The sequence below is a fragment of the Streptomyces sp. NPDC054872 genome (genome assembly GCF_053610705.1).
Genome location: NZ_JBSGYY010000061.1, coordinates 16,683 through 38,089, shown reverse-complemented (window position 1 = coordinate 38,089; position 21,407 = coordinate 16,683). Strand labels below are relative to the sequence as shown.

General features: G+C 70.4%; 1 protein-coding gene (only partly in view). It reads left to right on the top strand.

Features of this window, described 5'->3' with window-relative positions; translation table 11 throughout:
- Positions 1-3: 3 nt before the first annotated feature.
- A protein-coding gene (locus ACWGIH_RS41550) for a non-ribosomal peptide synthase/polyketide synthase (protein ID WP_453691769.1) crosses the window boundary here: on the top strand, positions 4-21,407 show its 5' portion. Its footprint extends 2,356 nt past the window's final position; the window shows 21,404 of its 23,760 coding nt (coding positions 1-21,404); the start codon lies at positions 4-6; its stop codon lies beyond the right edge, outside the window.

The following is a 21,407-nucleotide window of genomic DNA, read 5'->3' as shown; positions in this document are numbered from 1 at the left end:
GCGGTGGATGAGCTGCCGGCGGGGCGTGTGCGGGTGGTGTCTCTCGATGATCCGATGACGGCGATGTTGGTGGACGCGTGTGCTGATGTGCCGCCTGAGGTGGCGATCGATCCGGCGGGGCTGGCGTATGTGATCTATACGTCCGGTTCGACGGGCACTCCGAAGGGTGTGGCCGTTGCTCATGCGGGTGTGGTCAATCTGGTGGCTGCGCAGGGTGAGCGGTTCGCGGTGGAGCGCGGCTCGCGGGTGTTGCAGTTCGCCTCGGTCGGGTTCGATGCGGCGGTGTCGGAAGTGTTCGTGACGCTGTGTGCGGGTGCGACGCTGGTCGTGGCTGCCGTCGGGGAGCCGGTGGCGGGCAGCGGTGTCCTCGATCCGGAGGTGTATCGCGGCGTGACGCATGCGACGCTGCCGCCGGCGGTGTTGAGGACGCTCGACGACGTCGATCTTGCGTCGGTGACCACGCTGGTGTCTGCGGGTGAGGCGTTGGATGCGGGGTTGGTGGCGCGGTGGGGCGCGGGCCGGCGTTTGATCAATGCGTATGGTCCGACGGAGATCACGGTGTGTGCGTCGATGTCGGAGCCTTTGGCGGCCGGTGACGAGCTGACGATCGGTGGTCCGATCGCCAATAGCCGTTTGTTTGTGCTGGACGCTGGGCTTCAGCCGGTGCCGGTCGGGGTGGCGGGTGAGTTGTATGTCGCCGGCGTGGGGGTGGCCCGTGGCTATGTGGGCCGCCCGTCGCTGACGGGTGAGCGGTTCGTGGCCTGCCCCTTCGGGACGGGCTCCGGTGAGCGGATGTATCGGACCGGGGATCTGGCGAAGTGGACTCCGGACGGGCAGTTGGTGTTCGCCGGGCGCGCGGATGAGCAGGTGAAGATCCGCGGTTTCCGTATCGAGCCGGGTGAGATCGAGGCTGTCCTGCAGTCCCATTCGGACGTCGATCAGGCGGTGGTGGTCGCCCGTGAGGACTCTCCGGGGGACAAGCGTCTGGTCGGCTATGTGGTGGCCGGTGATGGTGTGGAGCCCGAGGGGCTGCGGGAGTTGGTGGCTTTACGGCTGCCGGAGTACATGGTTCCGGCCGCGTTCGTGACGCTGGCGGAGTTGCCGCTGACGGCCAACGGCAAGCTGGACCGCAAGGCCCTCCCGGCCCCGGAGTTCGCCACCGGTGCGGGCAGGGCGCCGGCCACTGTGCAGGAGGAGATTTTGTGTGCGGCGTTCGCCGAGGTCCTGGGCCTGGAATCGGTCGGCGTCGATGACAGCTTCTTTGCTCTGGGCGGGCATTCGCTGCTGGCGGTGCGGTTGGTGTCGCGGATCCGTGTTGTGTTGGGTGTGGAGGTAGAGGTCCGCACGCTGTTCGAGGCGCCGACGGTGGCAGGGTTGGCGGGCCGGCTGGCGCAGGGTGCCGGACAGGCGCGTATGCCGCTGAGGGCCGCGGTGCGGCCGGAGCGGGTGCCGTTGTCGTTCGCGCAGCAGCGGCTGTGGTTCCTGGCCCAACTCGAAGGTCCCAGCGCCACCTACAACATTCCCACCCCGATCCGTATACAGGGCGTGGACGCCGCGGTGCTGGAACAGGCGTTGCGGGATGTGATCGGGCGGCATGAGTCGCTGCGGACGGTCTTCCCGGCCGTGGACGGCGAGCCCTACCAGCACATCCTCGACCCGCAGGATGTGGACTGGGTTCTTCAGGTCTGCCAGGTGGAGCCGGAGGAGTTGGCCGGGGCGGTGTCCCAGGCGTCGCGGTATGCCTTCGACCTGTCGAGTGAGCTGCCGATCAAGGCGTGGCTGTTCCAGGTCGGCCAGGACGGCCAAGTCGGCCAAGTCGAGCAGGTGGGTCAGGACGAGCAGGTGCTGTTGGTGGTCATGCACCACATCGCCTCCGACGGCTGGTCTCGCGGTCCTCTCGCGCGGGATGTCTCGACCGCTTATGAGGCGCGGCTGCGGGGTGGGGCTCCGGTGTGGGAGCCATTGCCGGTGCAGTATGCCGATTACGCGGTGTGGCAGCGGGAGCTGCTGGGTGAGGAGTCCGACCCGGAGAGTCTGCTGTCGCAGCAGGTGGAGTACTGGCGGCAGACGCTTGCCGGTGCCCCGGAGGAGTTGGAGCTGCCGGTGGACCGGCCGCGTCCGGCATCGGCGAGCCATCAGGGTCATCGGGTGCCGGTGCGGATACCGGCCGGGGTGCATCAGCGGATGGTGGAGCTGACGCGCGCCGAGGGCGTGACGACGTTCATGGTGGCGCAGGCCGCGCTGGCCGTGACCCTGTCGCGGCTGGGTGCCGGTACCGACATCCCGATCGGATCGCCGATCGCGGGTCGTACCGACGAGGCGTTGGACGACCTCGTCGGACTGTTCATCAACACCCTGGTCATCCGCACCGACCTGTCCGGCGACCCGGACTTCCGCCAGATCCTGGCGCGGGTACGGGAAGCGAGCCTGGCCGCGTTCGCGCACCAGGACATGCCCTTCGAACGGCTCGTGGAGGAGCTGACACCCACCCGCTCCCTCGCCCGACACCCCCTCTTCCAGGTGTTCCTCACCCTCGAGAACACCGCCGAGGCCCGGCTCGAACTGCCCGGCGCCCACGCTCGGCCCGCGGAGCCGGCGATCGGTGACATGGCCACGGTGGCGGCGAAATTCGATCTCGAGGTGTCGCTGTACGAGGTGCTCGACGACGAGGGGCATCCGGCAGGGCTGCGAGGCACCTTCGTCGCGTCGGTAGACCTGTTCGAGGCAGAGACGGCCGCGCGCATGGCGGGCTGGCTCGGTCACGTGTTGGAGTCGGTGACCGCAACCCCGCACAAGGCCATGCGTGCGGTGCACGTCATCGAAGCGGACGAGCGCGACGTGGTGGTGCGGCAGTGGAATGACACGGCCGCCCATGTGGTGGATGCGTCGGTCTCGGAGTTGTTTGCGGAGCGGGCGTCCGAGGCTCCCGGTTCGGTTGCGGTGGTGTTTGAGGGTGTGGAGCTGACGTACGGCGATGTGGATGTGGCGGCGAATCGGCTGGCGAGTTGGCTTCGTGGTCGGGGGGTGGGCGCCGAGTCGGTGGTGGGGCTGCGGTTGCCGCGTGGTCCGGAAATGGTTGTGGGAATTTTGGGGGTGTGGAAGGCGGGGGCGGCGTATCTGCCGATTGATGCGGCGCTGGCGGTGGAGCGGGTGGAGTTCATGCTCGCTGATGCCGGGGTGGGAGTCGTCGTTGGTGTGGAGGATCTGGAGCGGTCGGCCGGCTCTTCCGGCGCGGCTCTGGAGGTGGTGCTGGACCCGGCCTCGCTGGCGTATGTGATCTTTACGTCGGGGTCGACGGGGATGCCGAAGGGTGTGGGGGTTTCGCACGGTTCGGTGGCGAATTTGGTGTCGGTGTTTGCTCCGGTGATGGGTGCGGGCCCGGGGGTTGGGGTGTTGCAGTTCGCGTCGTTCAGCTTCGACGCGTCGGTGCTGGATGTGGCGGTGGCGCTCGCTTCGGGTGCCACGTTGTGGATCGCGAGCGACGAGCAGCGGCGGGAGCCGGAGCGCCTGCGGGAGTTGGAGGGGGTTAGGGCGGCAAGTGTGGTGCCGTCATTGCTGGAGGTGCTGGACCCGCAGGATCTGGCGCAGGTCGGCACGGTGTTGGTGGGTGCGGAAGCGGTCAGTGAGAGTGTGGCGCGGCGGTGGTCGGTTGGGCGTCGGCTGGTCAACACCTATGGGCCGACTGAGGCGACGGTGATGGTGGCTGCCGAGACGGTGGATGCCGGCCGTTCGGGTGTGGTGCCGTTCGGCCGTCCGATTGCCAACACCCGTCTGTTTGTGGTGGATGACGCCCTTCAGCCGGTGCCGGTCGGGGTCGCCGGTGAGCTGTACGTCGCCGGAGCGGGCTTGGCGCGCGGTTACGTCGGTCAACCGCGGCTGACGGGTGAGCGGTTCGTGGCCTGTCCGTTCGGTCCCGGGGCCGGGGAGCGGATGTATCGGACCGGGGACCTGGCGAAGTGGACTTCGGACGGGCAGTTGGTGTTCGCCGGGCGCGCGGATGAGCAGGTGAAGATTCGCGGTTTCCGTATCGAGCCGGGCGAGATCGAAGCCGCCCTGCTGACCGACCCGAACGTCACGCAGGCCGCGGTGATCGCCCGCGAGGACAGCTCCGGTGAACGGCAGTTGGTGGCCTACGTGGTGACCAACGGCCACGAGCCGGAAGGACTACGGGAGCTGGTCGCCTCGCGGCTGCCGGACTACATGATTCCGACCGCCTTCGTGACGCTTCCGGAGCTGCCGTTGACGACCAACGGCAAACTCGACCGCAAGGCCCTCCCTGCACCGGAGTTCCTCACCGGCGGTGGCCGTGCGCCGGCCACGGTGCGGGAGGAGGTCCTGTGCGCGGTCTTCGCCGAGGTCCTGGGCGTGGATGTGGTCGGGGTCGACGACAACTTCTTCGAACGCGGTGGCCACTCCCTGCGGGCAGTCCAGCTGGTCGAGCGGCTGCGCGCTCGCGGCGTATCGGTCTCCGTGCGGGCGCTGTTCGAGGCGCCCACGCCGGCTCAGCTGGCGGCGTCCACCGGTGCCGGTTCCGTGGAGGTGCCGGAGAACCTGATTCCGGACGGGTCGGATCTGATCACCTCGGACATGTTGCCGCTGGTGGGGCTGGACCAGGAGGACATCGACCGGGTGTTGGCGGTGGTCGACGGTGGGGCGGCGAACGTCGCGGACATCTATCCGTTGGCTCCGCTGCAGGAGGGGCTTCTGTTCCACCATCTTCTGGCCGGTGCCGGCGAAGACGTCTATGTCGCGACTTTCGGCGTGGAGTTCGACTCGCGTAGTGCACTGGATGAGTTCGCGAGCGCTCTGCAGCAGGTGGTGGACCGGCACGACATCTATCGCACCGGCATCGTGTGGGAGGGCCTGCGTGAGCCTGTGCAGGTGGTGTGGCGGCACGTGGACCTGCCCGTCGTCGAGCACGAGATCGACCGCGACTCCGTGGAGCGGGCAGGCAGCTGGGTGGAGTCTCTTGTCGGCCTGGCGGGTTCGGCGATGGACCTGGGGCGCGCCCCGTTGATGGACCTGCACGTGGCCGAGGCACCCGAGGGCCGCTGGTTGGCCGTCGTGCGGATGCATCACATGGTGCAGGACCACGTCGGCATGGACGTGCTGTTGGACGAGCTGCGGGCGGTGTTGTCCGGCGCCTCCGACCAGCTGGCCCCCGCACTGCCGTTCCGTAACTTCGTCGCCCAGACGCGTGCGGTCCCGCGGGAGCAGCACGAGCGGTTCTTCGCCGACCTCCTGGGCGACGTCACCGAACCCACCGCCCCCTACGGCCTGTTGGACGTACGCGGAGACGGCAGCGGGATCATCGAGGCGGGCGTGCCGCTGCCCGAGGGGCTCACCGACAATCTGCGGCGGGTGGCGCGCGAGCTGGGTGTCAGCACCGCGACAGTCCTGCACGTGGCCTGGGCACGGGTGCTTGCCACCGTGTCCGGCCGGGACGACGTGGTGTTCGGCACGGTGCTGTTCGGCCGGATGAACGCGGGCGCCGGTGCCGACCGGGTGCTCGGCCCGTTCATCAACATGCTGCCGGTGCGTCTGCGGACCGACGAGGTCGGGGTGCGCGCGGCGGTCGAGGCGATGCGGGACCAACTGGCGGCCCTGCTGGAGCACGAGCACGCCTCGCTGGCGACCGCGCAGCAGGCCAGCGGCGTAGGCGGCGCTGTGCCACTGTTCACGTCGCTGTTCAATTACCGGCACATCACGGGGTCGTCTCAGACCGCAACCGGCGAACAGCGGGACGAACAGCGGCCGGTGGAGGGCATCCGCACCGTCTTCGGCGAGGACCGGACGAACTATCCGGTCGGGGTGTCGGTCAACGACCGGGGCACGGGTGGGCTGAGCCTCAGCGTGGAGATGCTCGACACCCACGACCCGCAGGCGCTGGGTCGCCTGTTGCGCACCGCGACGGAAAACCTGGTCGACGCGCTCGCCGAGGTCGTGAACGGCGGCCCGGACGTCGCGCTGGGCGCGGTGGATGTGCTCGGCGTGGACGAGCGTGAGCTGTTGGTGTCGGGGTGGAATGACACGGCCGTCGATGTACCGGGCACGTCGCTGGTGGAGTTGTTCGAGGAGCGGGTGGCCGCAGATCCGGGTGCGGTAGCTGTGGTCTTCGAGGGTGTGGAGTTGTCGTACGGGGAGTTGGACGCGGCGGCGAATCGACTCGCGCACCACCTGCGGAGCCGGGGAGTGGCCCAGGAGTCGGTAGTGGGGCTGTGCCTGCCGCGGAGCGTGGAGATGGTGACCGCGATCCTCGGAGTGTTGAAGGCCGGTGGGGCGTACCTGCCGGTGGATCCGGAGTACCCGGCCGAGCGGATCGCGCTGCTGTTGCAGGATGCCGCGCCGGTCGTGGTGCTGGACGACCCCGAGGCCGTGGCCCGGTGGTCAGCCGCTGGCGGCCCCGGCACGGCGCCTTCGGCGGCCGGTGTCGTACCGCATCCGCAGAGCGCGGCCTACGTGATCTACACGTCGGGGTCGACAGGTCGGCCGAAGGGTGTGCTGGTGTCGCACCAGGCCATCGTCAACCAGCTGGTGCGGATGCGCGACCGGTTCGGTTTCGGTGCCGGGGACCGGGTGTTGCACAAGGCCCCGATCGTCTTCGACGTGTCGGTGATGGAGCTGCTCGGCACCTTGATCTCCGGGGCGACGCTGGTGGTCGCCCGTCCCGGCGGGCACCAGGACCCGGGCTACCTGGCGGACGTCATCCGGGACCAGCGCATCACCGTGGTGGGCTTCGTGCCCTCGATGCTGGATGCGTTCCTGCTGTCGGACCCGGGCGAGCTGCCGAGCCTGCGGTACGTGAGCAGCGGCGGTGAGGCGTTGTCGCTGTCCACACAGCAGCGGGTGTTCGAGGCGATGGACGGGGTGGAGCTGTTCCACCTGTACGGGCCGACCGAGACGACGATCGACGTCACCTTCTGGGCGTGCGATCCGGCCCAGGAGGAAGGCACGGTGCCCATGGGGGCGCCGGCGGCCAACACCCGGGCCTACGTCCTGGACGACGCGTTGCGGCCGGTGCCGCCGGGCGTCAGCGGGGAGTTGTACCTCTCGGGAGTCCAGCTGGCCCGCGGCTACGTCGGCCGCCCGTCGCTCACCGGGGAACGCTTCGTGGCCTGCCCGTTCGGGTCCGGCGGGGAGCGCATGTACCGGACCGGCGACCTGGCGAAGTGGACGTCGGACGGGCAGTTGGTGTTCGCAGGCCGCGCGGATGAGCAGGTGAAGGTACGCGGGTTCCGTATCGAGCCGGGTGAGATCGAAGCCACGCTGCTCGCCCACCCGGACGTCACACAGACCGCGGTGATCGCCCGCGAGGACACCTCCGGGGACAAGCGTCTGGTCGCCTACGTGGTCTCCGACCGCGACGAGCCCGACCTCGAAGCCCTGCGGTCGCTCGTGGCTTCACGGCTGCCGGAGTACATGGTGCCCGCCGCCTTCGTGACGCTGCCGGAGCTGCCGCTGACGGTGAACGGCAAGCTCGACCACAAGGCACTGCCCGCACCGGAGCACTCCACAGGGGCGGGGCGCGGGCCGGCCACCGCCCAGGAGGAGATTCTGTGTGCGGCCTTCGCCGACGTCCTCGGTCTGGAGTCCGTGGGCGTCGACGACAACTTCTTCCGGCTCGGCGGCCACTCGCTGCTCGCCGTCCGGCTGGTCTCGCGGGTCCGCGCCGTGCTCGACGTCGAACTGCCCCTGCGCTCGCTGTTCGACGCGCCGACGGTGGCCGGCCTGGCAGCGCACCTTGCCGGTACCACCGGGCAGGCGCGTACGCCGCTGCGGGCCGGGGTGCGGCCGGAGCGGGTGCCGTTGTCGTTCGCGCAGCGGCGTCTGTGGTTCCTCGCCCAGTTGGAAGGACCGAGCCCCACTTACAACATCCCCGTGATGATCTCGTTGAACGGCGTGGACGCCGGGGTGCTTGAACTGGCCTTCCGGGACGTGCTCACCCGCCACGAGTCGCTGCGGACGACCTTCCCCGCGGCGGACGGCGAGCCGTACCAGCAGATCCTCGCCCCGTCGGACATGGACTGGGATCTCCAGGTCCTTCAGGCAGAGGCCGGCGAGCTCGCCGGCCTGGTCGACGAGGCGGCGCAGCACGCATTCGACCTGTCGGCTGAACTGCCCATCAAGGCATGGCTGTTCCAGACCGGGGCGGACGAGCAGGTCCTCATGATCGTCATGCACCACACCGCCGGCGACGGCTGGTCGACGGTGCCGCTCGCCCGGGACCTGTCGACGGCCTACGCCGCTCGGCTGGAGGGAAGCCCTCCCGACTGGGAGCCGTTGCCGGTGCAGTACGCCGACTACGCCCTCTGGCAGCAGGAGCTGCTGGGCGACGAGTCGGACCCGGAGAGCCTCCTGTCGCAGCAGGTGGAGTACTGGCGGCGGACGCTCGCCGGGGCGCCCGAGGAGGTGTCGCTGCCGGCCGACCGGCCGCGTCCGGCCGTCGCCGGCCACCAGGGGTACCGGGCGCCGGTGCGGATACCGGCCGAGGTGCACCGGCGCATGGCGGACCTCGCCCGGGCCGAGGGCGTGACGACGTTCATGATCCTGCAGGCCGCGCTGGCGGTGACGCTCTCACGGCTCGGCGCCGGCACCGATGTCACGATCGGCTCCGGTGTGGCCGGTCGCACCGACGTGGCGTTGGACGACCTGGTCGGGTCGTTCGTCGACACGCTGGTGATCCGCACCGACCTCTCCGGAGATCCGGACTTCCGGCAGGTGCTGGGCCGGGTGCGGGAAGCGAGCCTGGGTGCCCTCGCGCACCAGGACGTGCCGTTCGAACGCCTCGTGGAGGAACTGGCGCCGGTCCGCTCCCTGGCGCGGTACCCCCTGTTCCAGGTGGCCCTGACACTGCAGAACCTCGAGCGGCCGCGGCTGCGGATGCCCGGCGTACGGGCGGGAGCTGCCGCGGGCATCGAGGCCGCGGTGACCGCGTCCGTCAAGTGCGACGTGGACGTGATGATCGGGGAGACCTACGACGAGCACGGCCGTCCGGCCGGGTTGGTCGGGTCGGTGACCGGGGCGAAGGACCTGTTCGACGCCGCTTCGGTGGAAGCCGTCGCCGAACGGTGGAGCCGGGTGCTGACGCTGGTGACGGCGGCCCCCGACACCCGGCTGCTCGCCGTGGACGTGCTCGGCGCCGACGAGCGTGCCCTTCTGCTCGGCGGCTGGAACGACACCGCGGCCCCGGCCCCCGCCTCGACGATCGTGGACCTGTTCGCCCGACGAGTCGCTGCGGCTCCGGAGGATGTGGCGGTCGTCGGCGACGGTGTCGAGCTGTCGTACGGGCAGCTCGACGCGGCGGCCAATCGCCTGGCGCGCCATCTGCGCGATCTGGGAATCGGCCGCGAGTCGGTCGTGGCCCTGGGGCTACCGCGCGGTGCCGAGCTGGTGACGGCGATCCTGGCGGTGTGGAAGGCCGGGGCGGCGTATCTGCCGCTCGACGTGGGGCTGCCCGTCGAGCGTCTTGCCTACCTGCTGGACGACAGCCGCGCCCAGCTGATCGTCGGCACCCAGGACACGCTCGGCGACCTCCCGGTCGGACGCGTGCGCATGGTCGCGATCGACGACCCGATGACCACCGTGCTCGTGGAGGGCTGCGCGGACACGCCGCCCGAGGTGGAGCAGGACGCGGCGGGTCTGGCGTACGTCATCTACACGTCCGGGTCGACCGGGATGCCCAAGGGTGTCGCGCTCACCCACCACGGGGCCGTGAACCTGGCGACGGCACAGATCCAGCGGTTCGCGGTGGAACCCGGGGCGCGAGTTCTGCAGTTCGCCTCGATCGGCTTCGACGCGGCGACCTCCGAGGTGCTGATGGCGCTGTGCTCGGGCGCCGCACTGGTCGTGGCCCCGGCCGAGGAGCTGGTTCCCGGCGCGGGCCTGGTCGAGGTGGTGGCCCGGCACGGAGTGACGCACGCGACGCTGCCGCCCGCCGTTCTCGCCGTGCTGGGAGTCGACGACCTCGGATCGGTGACCACGCTGGTGTCGGCCGGCGACGCCCTGGACGTGCCGTTGGTGGAGCGCTGGGCTCCGGACCGGCGGATGATCAACGCGTACGGGCCGACGGAGATCACGGTGTGTGCGTCGATGTCCCGGCCGCTCTCGGCCGGCGACAAGCCCGTGATCGGGGCGCCGATGGCCAATACGCGCCTGTATGTGCTGGACGCGGCGCTGCAGCCGGTACCGGCGGGCGTGCCGGGAGAGCTCTATGTGGCCGGCGCCGGGGTGGCACGCGGCTACGTCCGCCGGGCGTCCATGACCGGTGAGCGGTTCGTGGCCTGCCCGTTCGGTTCTCCCGGGGAGCGGATGTACCGGACCGGCGACCTGGTCAAGTGGACGACCGACGGGCAGCTGCTGTTCGCCGGCCGCGTGGACGAGCAGGTCAAGATACGCGGGTTCCGCATCGAGCCCGGCGAGATCGAGGCCCTGCTGTCGTCCCATCCGAACGTCGCTCAGGCGGCGGTGCTGGCACGTGAGGACGTTCCGGGCGACAAGCGTCTGGTCGCCTACGTGGTGGCGGCGGATCCGGACGTGACGGAGCTGCGGGAGCTGGTCGAGGGCCGGCTGCCGGACTACATGGTCCCGGCCGCGTTCGTACCCCTGGACGAGTTGCCGCTGACGACCAACGGCAAGCTCGACCGCAAGGCGCTGCCCGCCCCCGAGTACGCCACCGGCGCCGGGCGGGCCCCGGCCACCATCCAGGAAGAGATCCTGTGCGCGGCCTTCGCCGACATCCTCGGCCTGGGGTCGGTCGGGGTCGACGACAACTTCTTCCAGCTCGGCGGGCACTCACTGCTCGCGGTCCAGCTGGTCGAGCGGCTGCGCGCTCGCGGCGTGACGGTGTCGGTGCGGGCGCTGTTCGAGGCGCCCACGCCGGGTCAGCTAGCGGCGTCCACCGGTGCCGGTTCCGTGGAGGTGCCGGAGAACCTGATTCCGGACGGGGCGGGTCGGATCACCCCGGACATGCTGCCGCTGGTGGGGCTGGACCAGGAGGACATCGACCGGGTGTTGGCGGTGGTCGACGGTGGGGCGGCGAACGTCGCGGACATCTATCCGTTGGCTCCGCTGCAGGAAGGGCTTTTGTTCCACCATCTTCTGGCAGGCGCTGGCGAAGACGTCTATGTCGCGACTTTCGGCGTGGAGTTCGACTCGCGTAGTGCACTGGATGAGTTCGCGAGCGCTCTGCAGCAGGTGGTGGACCGGCACGACATCTATCGCACCGGCATCGTGTGGGAGGGCCTGCGTGAGCCTGTGCAGGTGGTGTGGCGGCACGTGGACCTGCCGGTCGTCGAGCACGTCCTCGAGTTCGATTCCGCGGAACCGAGGCGACGGATGGATCCCCTGGTCGCCGTAGCGGGCTCGGTGATGGATCTGCGTCACGCGCCGTTGATGGACCTGCACGTGGCCGAGGCGACGGAGGGCCGCTGGCTCGGTCTGGTGCGGATGCACCACATGCTGCAGGACCACATGGGCATGGACGTCGTCATGCAGGAACTCCGCGCGGTGCTGTCCGGCCAGACCCGGGACCTCGCACCGGCGCTGCCGTTCCGCAACTTCGTCGCCCAGACGCGGGCGGTTCCCCGCGAGGAGCACGAGCGGTTCTTCGCCGACCTCCTGGGCGACGTCACCGAACCCACCGCCCCCTACGGGGTGGTGGACGTACGCGACGTCGGCGGCCGCTTCGTCGACGCGGGCACCCTCGTTCCCGACGAAGTCGTGGACGGCCTGCGGCGAGTGGCACGGGAGCTCGGGGTCAGCGCGGCCACCGTGCTGCACGTGGCCTGGGCCAGGGTGTTGGCGGTGTTGTCGGGCCGGGGCGACGTGGTGTTCGGAACAGTACTGCTGGGACGCATGAACGCCGGTGCCGGCGCCGACCGGGTGGTGGGTCCGTTCATCAACACCCTCCCGGTGCGCGTACCGACCGGGAAGGTGGGGGTGCGGGCCGCGGTCGAGGCGATGCGGGACCAGCTGGCGGCCCTGCTGGAGCACGAGCACGCCCCGCTCGCGATCGCGCAGCGCGCCAGCGGCATAGAGCCCAACACGCCGCTGTTCACCTCCCTGCTCAACTACCGGCAGATCACCGACCCCAAGGAGAGCGCTGCCGGACAGCAGCAGGTGGAAGGCATCCGGACCGTCTTCGGAGAAGAGCGGTCCCACTATCCGCTGTCGGTGTCGGTCAACGATCGCGGGCAGAGCGGTCTGAGCGTGCTCGCGCAGACCTCCGACGTGTTCGATCCGAACGCGGTCAGCCAGCTGCTGTGCACCACGCTGGAGAAGGTGGTCGACGCGCTCACCGCAGCCCTGAACGGTGGCCCGGACGCAGCCCTGTGCGCCGTGGACGTGCTGGGTGCCGCTGATCGCGAGCGGATGGTGGTGGACTGGAACGACACCGCCTCGGATGTGGCGGACGCATCGGTGCCGCAGATGTTCGAGCGACGGGTCCAGGCCGCTCCGGACGCCACGGCCATCCAGCAGGAAGGCGCCACGCTCACCTACGCGGAGCTGGACGCGCGCGTGGAGCGGTTGGCAGGTGTGCTGGCCGGGCTGGGCGTGGGCCCTGGTGCGGTCGTGGGGTTGTGTCTGCCGCGGAGCGTGGACGCCGTGGCCGGCGTCCTGGCGGTGTGGCGGGTGGGGGCCGCGTACCTGCCGATCGATCCGGCCACGCCGGCCGAGCGGGTCGGGTTCGTACTGACCGACAGCCGGGCGGTGACGTTGCTCAGTACCGCGGACATTCTCGACTCTCTGCCCGTGGCGAGGATGCCCGTGATCGCGGTCGACGACCTTGACACGGCACTCGTGGCCTTGAGGGACCTCGTGCCGGTGTCGCCCCGTGCCGCCGAGCTGGCGTACGTGATGTACACCTCCGGCTCGACGGGGAGGCCGAAGGGTGTGGCGGTCACGCACGAGGCCCTGGCCAACTACGTGGCCTGGGCGGCCGAGACGTACGACGTGGGGCGCGGCGGAGCGGTGCTGTACTCGTCTCTGGCGTTCGACCTGACGGTGACCAGCCTGCTGGTGCCGCTCGTCACCGGCGCGGCGATCTCGGTGAGCGAGGACGGCGGTGTCGAAGGGCTGGCCGAGATACTGCGCTCCGGCGAAGGATTCGACCTGGTGAAGGTGGTACCGGCCCACCTTCCGATGCTGGCCGAGCTGCTGCCGGCCGACCGGCTGCGGAACGCCGCACGCCGCTGGGTGATCGGCGGTGAGGCGCTCGCCGGTGACGACGTGACCCGCTGGCTGTCGGCGGCGCCGGAGACCGTGGTGATCAACGAGTACGGCCCCACGGAGACGGTGGTCGGCTGCTCGATCCACGAGGTCCGCTACGGCCAGCCGGTCGGCGACACGGTGCCGATCGGGAAGCCGATCGCCAACACGCGCCTGTACGTGCTGGATGAAGGGCTGGCGCCGGTGCCCGTCGGGTCTCCAGGGGAGCTCTACGTCGCCGGAGCGGGCCTGGCGCGCGGCTACGTGGGCCGCCCGTCGATGACCGGCGAGCGGTACGTCGCGTGCCCGTTCGGCTCGGGAGAGCGGATGTACCGCACCGGGGACCTGGCCAAGTGGAGCGCCGAGGGCGAGCTGGTGTTCCTGGGACGCTCCGACGAGCAGGTGAAGGTCCGCGGGTACCGCATCGAACCGGGTGAGATCGAGGCGGTCCTGCACTCGCATCCCCGCGTGGCCAGGGTGGCGGTAGTCGCGCGCGAGTATGCCGCGGGCGACAACCGGTTGGTGGCCTACGTCGTCCCCTCCGACGGTGACGCCACGTCCGTCGACGGCGACGACCTGAGGGAGTTCGTCGGACGGCAGGTGCCGGACTACATGGTGCCGACGGCCGTGATGGCGCTGCCGGAGTTGCCGCTGACGGCGAACGGCAAGCTCGACCGCAAGGCGCTCCCCGCCCCCGACTACGTGACCGACGCCGGTGCCGGGCGCCAGGCGGCGACCGTCGAGGAGGAGATTCTCTGCGGGGCCTTCGCCGAGGTGCTGGGGATCGAGACCGTGGGGGTGGACGAGAGCTTCTTCGAGCTCGGTGGGCACTCCCTGCTCGGCGTCCGGCTGATCTCGCGTATCCGCGCTCTGCTGGGCCGGGAACTGGCGCTGTCCGTCCTCTTCGAAAGCCCGACGGTCGCCGGGATCGCGGCCTCGTTCGCCGAGTACGGCGCGGACGAGGCGCGGTTGGCGCTGACCGTGCGCGCACGTCCGGACCGGGTGCCGCTGTCGTTCGCCCAGCGGCGGCTGTGGTTCCTCGGCCAGCTGGAGGGCCCCAACCCCACCTACAACATGCCGACACCGATCCGCCTGAGCGGCGTGGACGCCGAGGCGCTGGGAGCGGCGCTGCGGGACGTCGTCGCCCGTCACGAATCGCTGCGGACGATGTTCCCGGTCGCGGACGACGAGCCGTACCAGCACGTCCTGGACACCCAGGACCTGGACTGGAGGTTGCAGGTCCGTCAGGTCGAGCACGGCGAACTCGCGGACGCCGTGGACCGGGCGTCGCGGTACCCGTTCGACCTGTCGGCCGAACTCCCCATCCGGGCATGGCTGTTCCAGGCCGGGCGGGACGAACAGGTGCTCCTGATCGTCGTGCACCACATCGCGTCCGACGGCTGGTCCGAAGGACCGTTGGCACGGGACCTGTCGACCGCGTACGCGGCGCGGCTGCGCGGTGAGGAGCCCGACTGGGAGCCGTTGCCGGTGCAGTACGCCGACTACGCCCTCTGGCAGCGAGAGTTGCTGGGCGAGGAGTCGGACCCCGACAGCATGCTCTCGGCGCAGGTCGACTACTGGCGGCAGACGTTGGCCGGCGTTCCCGAGGAGCTGACGCTGCCCACGGACCGGCCCCGCCCGGCGGTGTCCGGCCACAGCGGGCATCAGGTACCGCTGCGCATACCGGCCGAGGTGCATCAGGAACTGGTCGAGCTCGCCCGTGCCGAGGGCGTGACGACCTTCATGGTCCTGCAGGCGGCACTGGCCGTGACCCTGTCGCGGCTCGGCGCCGGCAGCGACATCCCCGTCGGGTCGGCCGTCGCGGGCCGCACCGACGAGGCGTTGGACGAGTTGGTCGGGTTCTTCGTCAACAGCTTGGTGATCCGCACGGACCTGTCCGGGGACCCGGAGTTCCGACGGGTGTTGGGCCGGGTGCGAGAGGCCGGACTCGGTGGGCTGGCCCATCAGGATGTGCCGTTCGAGCGGCTGGTGGAGGAGCTGGCGCCGTCGCGCTCGATGGCACGGCATCCGCTGTTCCAGGTCATGCTGACCGTGCAGAACGTCGAGCGTGCCGCGCTGGAGCTGCCCGGGGCCCGCGCCGGGGCGAGTGAGCCGGTGGCCGGCGGCGCGTCCACGGTGTCGGCGAAGTTCGATCTCGAGCTGTCGCTGGCGGAGGCCTTCGACGACGAAGGGCGGCCCTGCGGTCTCCGCGGCGGACTGACCGCGTCCGCAGACCTTTTCGACGCCCCGACGGCCGGACGCATGGCCGAGTGGTTCGGCCAGGTGTTGGAGCAGGTGGTGGTGCTTCCGGAGGTGCGGCTTTCTGCGGTTGGTGTGCTTGGTGCCGGGGAGCGGGATCGGGTGGTGGTGGAGTTCAACGACACCGCTTCGGGTGTGGCCGGTTCTTCGGTGGTGGAGTTGTTCGAGCGGCGGGTGGTGGTGGATCCGGGTGCGGTGGCGGTGGTTGGCGGTGGTGAGTCGTTGACCTTTGGGGAGTTGGGTTCGGCGGCGAATCGGTTGGCGAATTGGCTTCGTGGTCGGGGTGTGGGCGCCGAGTCGGTGGTGGGGCTTCGGTTGTCTCGCGGTGTGGAGATGATCGTCGGGATTTTGGGGGTGTGGAAGGCGGGGGCGGCGTATTTGCCGATTGATGCGGCGCTGCCGGTGGAGCGGGTGGAGTTCATGCTCGCCGACGCTGGGGTGGATGTGGTGGTCGGTGCGCAGGAGTTGGCTCGGTCGGACGGTGCGGCGGATGCATGGCCTGAGGTGGCGGTGGGGTCGGCGGGGTTGGCGTATGTGATTTATACGTCGGGTTCGACGGGGGTGCCGAAGGGTGTGGCGGTGACGCATGGGTCGCTGGCGAACTATGTGTCGTCGGCGTCCGGGCGGTTGGGCTGGGATGTTGCGGGGGCGAGGTATGCGCTGTTGCAGGCGCAGGTGACGGACCTGGGTAACACGGTGGTGTTCTCCAGCCTGGCCACCGGCGGTCAACTCCACGTTCTGGACGAGGAGTCGGTGACCGATCCGGATGCGGTTGCTGGCTATTTGACCGAGCAGGATATTGATGCGTTCAAGGTGGTGCCGTCGCATCTGCAGGCGTTGACGTCGGTGGCGGGTGTCGAGCCGCTGCTGCCCGGGCGGTCGGTGGTGCTGGGTGGCGAGGCGGCCAGCCCTAACTGGGTGCGCGAGTTTGTGGCTGCTGCCGAGGGCAGGCGGGTGTTCAACCACTACGGTCCGACCGAGACGACGATCGGTGTCGCTACCGCCGAGCTGACCGGGGAGGTGGTGGCCGGTGGTGTGGTGCCGATTGGCACCCCGATCGCCAACACCCGCCTGTTCGTGCTGGACGACACCCTTCAGCCGGCGCCGGTCGGTGTGACTGGCGAGTTGTATGTCGCCGGCCAGGCGCTGGCGCGCGGCTATGTGGGTCGGCCGGGGTTGACGGGTGAGCGGTTCGTGGCCTGCCCCTTCGGGTCGGGTTCCGGTGAGCGGATGTATCGGACCGGGGACCTGGCCAGGTGGACGTCGGATGGGCAGGTGGTGTTCGCGGGTCGTGTGGATGAGCAGGTGAAGGTTCGCGGGTTCCGTATCGAGCCCGGTGAGATCGAGGCTGTCCTGCGGTCCCATGCGGACGTCCTCCAGGCGGCGGTCGTCGCCCGTGAGGACAGCCCCGGTGACAAGCGCCTGGTCGCCTACGTCGTGGCAGCGGACAGCGAAGAGCGCGACGGCCTGCGGGAGTTCGTGGCGGCGCGGCTGCCCGATCACATGGTCCCGGCCGCGGTTGTCTCGCTGCCGGAGTTGCCGCTGACCGCCAGCGGCAAGCTCGATCGCAAGGCGCTGCCCGCCCCCGAATACGCCGCCGGCACGGGGCGCGCCCCGGCCACACCAGAGGAAGAGGCGCTGTGTGCGGCGTTCGCCGAGGTCCTGGGCCTGGAATCGGTCCGGGTCGACGACAACTTCTTCGAACTCGGGGGGCATTCACTGCTGGCGGTCCGGCTGGCGTCCCGCATCCGCGTCGCCCTCGGAGTGGAGCTGTCGCTGCGTTCGCTGTTCGAGGCACCGACCGTGGCCGGGTTGGTCTCCCGCATCGCGGGCGCCGGGTCAGACCCGGCGCGGCGGCCCCTGCGGGCCGGGATACGTCCGGAGCGGGTTCCGTTGTCGTTCGCGCAGCGGCGGCTGTGGTTCCTGGCCCAACTGGAGGGCCCCAGCCCGACGTACAACCTGCCGACGATGATGCGGTTGAACGGCGACGTGGATGCCGACGCGGTGGGAGCGGCGCTGCGGGACGTGATCGTCCGGCACGAGTCCCTGCGGACGATGTTCCCGCAGGCGGACGGCGATCCGTACCAGCACATCGTGGATCCGCACGAGCTGGACTGGGAGCTGTCGCTGGCACAGGTGACGCCCGAAGGGTTGGCGGCGGCGGTGGCTCAGGCGTCGGAGCACGCCTTCGACCTCTCGGCCGAACTGCCGATCCGTGCCTGCCTGTACCAGGCCGGGCCGGACCAGCAGGTGCTGTTGATCGTGGTGCATCACATCGCCAGTGATGGCTGGTCGCGTGGTCCGTTGGGCCGAGACCTGTCGACCGCGTATGCGGCGCGGCGGCGCGGCGAAGCCCCGGTGTTCGATCCGCTGCCGGTGCAGTACGCCGACTACGCCTTGTGGCAGCGGGAGTTGCTGGGTGAGGAGTCGGATCCGCAGAGCCTGCTGTCGCAGCAGGTGGGGTACTGGCGGCGAACGCTCGCCGGCGCTCCGGAGGAGCTGACGCTGCCGACCGACCGTCCGCGACCGGCCGTGGCGAGCCATGTCGGGCACGAGGCGCCGATGCGCATACCCGGCGAAGTGCACGAGCGGCTGGCCGAGCTGGCGCGGGCCGAGGGTGTGACGACGTTCATGGTGGTGCAGGCCGCGCTGGCGGTGACGCTGTCGCGGCTCGGGGCCGGTACGGACATCCCGATCGGCTCGGCTGTGGCCGGCCGTACGGATGAGGCGCTGGACGACCTCGTGGGGTTCTTCGTCAACACGCTGGTCATCCGTACCGACCTCTCCGGGGATCCGGAGTTCCGGCAGGTGCTGGCGCGGGTGCGGGAAGCCGGCCTCGATGCCCTCGCGCACCAGGACGTGCCGTTCGAGCGGCTGGTGGAGGAGCTGGCACCGTCCCGCTCGATGGCGCGGCACCCGCTCTTCCAGGTGATGCTGACCGTGCAGAACACCGACAGCAAGTCGCTGCGACTGGCCGGCGCCGAACAGGGCCTCGCCACGCTGGACGAGTCGGGCGTGGCCTCGGTGGCGCGGTTCGACCTCGACGTCACCCTGTGGGAGGCCTACGACGAACGGGGGCTTCCCGCAGGACTTCACGGCTCGGTGAACGCGTCGTCGGACGTGTTCGACGCGGGCACGGCCGAGGTGATCGGGCAGCGGCTGGTGCGGGTGCTCGAGCGCGTCACCGAGGCAGCGGACGTCCGGCTGCACGAGGTGGATGTGCTGGACGTCGGCGAGCGGGCGCGGATGCTGATCGAGTGGAACGACACGGCTGTGCCGGTGGAGTCCGCGACGCTGCCGGGGTTGTTCGCGGAGAGCGTGCGGCGGTCGCCTGACGCGGTGGCGGTGGTGTTCGAGGGCGCGGAGCTGTCGTACGCGGAGTTGGACGCGCGGGCGGCGGGTGTGGCCCGGCACCTGATCGCCCAGGGCGTGGTTGCGGGATCGACGGTAGCGGTGGTGTTGGAGCGCGGTGTCGAGCTGGTGGTGGCGTTGTGGGGGGTGTTGAAGGCGGGGGCGGCGTACCTGCCGGTCGATCCGGGGTATCCGGCCGAGCGGATCGCGCTGCTGCTCGAAGACGCGGAGCCGGTGGTGGTGCTGGACGACCCGCTGGTCGTGGCGGAGTTGTCGATTGCTGACGACGAGATTCCCTGGTCGGTGCCTCCGGTGCCGGACCCGCGGGAAGCCGCGTACGTGATCTACACGTCCGGCTCGACGGGGCGGCCCAAGGGCGTGGCGGTCTCCCACGAAAGCATCGTGAACCGGCTGGTGTGGATGGGGGATCGCTACGGATTGGGCGTCGGGGACCGGGTGCTGCACAAGACACCGACCGTGTTCGACGTGTCGGTGTGGGAACTGCTCGGCACCCTGATCTGGGGAGCCACGCTGGTGGTGGCCCGTCCCGGCGGCCACCGCGACCCGCACTACGTGGCGGAGGCGATCCGCGAGTACCGCGTGAGCATGGTGCACTTCGTGCCCTCGATGCTGGACGCCTTCCTGCAGACGGATGCGGGTGATCCGCGGGAGCTGCGGCACGTGGTGTGCAGTGGTGAGGCGCTCCCGTTGTCGACGCAGACGCGGTTCCATGCCGCCTTCGCCGGGGTGGAGTTGCACAACCTCTACGGTCCGACCGAGGCGGCGGTGGATGTCACCGCCTGGGCCTGTGACCCGACGCAGAGCGCCGGTTCGGTGCCGATCGGGGCGCCGGTGGCCAACACGCAGGTGTTCGTCCTTGATCACTCTCTGGCGCCGGTGCCGCCGGGTGTGGTCGGGGAGTTGTATCTGGCCGGGGTGCAGTTGGCCCGCGGCTACGTCCGGCGCGCGGGACTGACCGCGGAACGCTTCGTAGCCTCTCCCTTCGGGCCGGTGGGGGAGCGGATGTACCGCACCGGCGACCTGGTGAAGTGGGCGTCGGGCGGGCAGTTGGTCTTCCTCGGCCGGGCCGACGAGCAGGTCAAAATCCGTGGCTTCCGCATCGAGCCGGGCGAGATCGAAGCCGCCCTGCTTGAGCACCCGGACATCGCGCAGGCCGCGGTGATCGCCCGTGAGGACACTCCGGGCGACAAGCAGCTCGTCGCCTACGTCGTGTCAGCCGAGCCCGGGGGCGACGGCGCTTCCGAGGCCCTACGGCTGTTCGTCGCCGAGCGGTTGCCCGAGTACATGGTCCCGGCAGCCTTCGTGTCGCTGACCGAACTGCCACTCACAGTCAACGGCAAGCTCGACCGCAAGGCGCTGCCGGCGCCGGAGTACAGCAGCGGCGGGGGCAGGGCGCCGGCCACCGCCCAGGAAGAGATCCTGTGCGGGGCCTTCGCCGAGGTCCTCAGGAGGGAGTCGGTCGGGGTCGACGACAACTTCTTCGCCCTCGGCGGCCACTCCCTCCTTGCGGTGCGGCTCATCTCGCGGATCCGCGCCGTGCTCGACGTCGAACTGCCCCTGCGGGCTCTCTTCGAGGCCCCGACCGTCGCCGGGGTGGCCGCGCGCATGGCCGGGCCCGGAACGGACCGGACCCGTACCGCGCTGCGGGTGGCGGTGACGCGGCCGGAACGGGTGCCGTTGTCGTTCGCGCAGCGGCGGCTGTGGTTCGTGGCCCAGTTGGAGGGCCCCAGCCCCACCTACAACATCCCGGTGTCGGTCCGGCTGACCGGCGACGTGGACGTGGCCGCCCTGGGCGCGGCGCTGCGGGACGTGATCGTGCGGCACGAGTCGCTGCGGACGATCTTCCCGGAGGTGGACGGCGAACCCCGTCAGCAGGTCATCGACCCGCAGGACCTGGACTGGGACCTGGAAATCGCCCCGGTCGCACCCGAGGCGCTCGCCGGTGCCGTGGGCCAGGCGTCGCGCCATGCCTTCGACCTGTCGGCCGAGCTGCCGATCCGGGCGTGGCTGTTCCAGGCCGGCCCCGACGAGCAGGTGCTGCTCGTCGTCATGCATCACATCGCCTCCGACGGGTGGTCGGAAGGACCGCTGGCGCGGGACCTGTCGACCGCGTACGCGGCGCGGCTGCGCGGCGAGGAGCCCGACTGGGAGCCACTGCCGGTGCAGTACGCCGACTACACCCTCTGGCAGCGTGACGTGCTGGGCGACGAGTCGGACCCCGACAGCCTGCTGTCGGCGCAGGTCGACTACTGGCGGCGGACCCTCGCCGGCGCTCCGGAGGAGCTGACGCTGCCGGCCGACCGGCCGCGCCCCGCGGTGGCCACCCAGCGCGCCCACCGGGTGCCCCTCGACGTGCCTGCCGCCGTCCACCGGCAGCTGGTCGACCTCGCCCGCGCCGAGGGCGTGACGACGTTCATGGTCCTGCAGGCCGCCCTGGCGGTGGCCTTGTCGCGCATGGGAGCCGGCAGTGACATCCCCATCGGGTCGCCGATTGCGGGACGCACCGACGAGGCGCTGGACGACCTGGTCGGGTTCTTCCTCAACACGCTGGTGATCAGGACCGACCTGTC